The following is a 341-nucleotide window of genomic DNA, read 5'->3' on the forward strand; positions in this document are numbered from 1 at the left end:
TCGTGCGGAGGATGAGCAAAATACCTATATCTTGCGCTATCTTCACCAAGCTGGACGAGGCTATGACATATGGCGTGCTACTTAACTTCTGCCTCGAGTTCGGCACGCCTGTTTCTTTGCGCAGCCCCGGCTTATGATACAAATCTTCACCTTTGCGCCACCGCCGATCCATCCATTTTGTACACGACGGTAACCACGCCGCCCGGCGCACCTGGCGACGCAAGCCTCTCGCCCAAAACTTGAGCCCCTATCTCATCGATGCTCCCTTGAGCCACCATCTTGCCTTTGAACATGATCCCCACCCGGTCGCAGATCCTTTGCATCTGATAAAGCAGGTGCGA

Annotated in this window: 1 pseudogene; it reads right to left on the bottom strand. The window is 54.5% G+C overall.

The features are described 5' to 3' along the window. Positions 1–146 precede the first annotated feature (146 nt). A pseudogene (locus tag EZM41_RS13305) lies at positions 147–341 on the bottom strand (hypothetical protein); the annotation flags it as partial.

This window comes from Acetomicrobium sp. S15 = DSM 107314, assembly GCF_016125955.1.
In the GTDB taxonomy this organism is placed as follows: Bacteria; Synergistota; Synergistia; order Synergistales; family Thermosynergistaceae; genus Thermosynergistes; species Thermosynergistes pyruvativorans.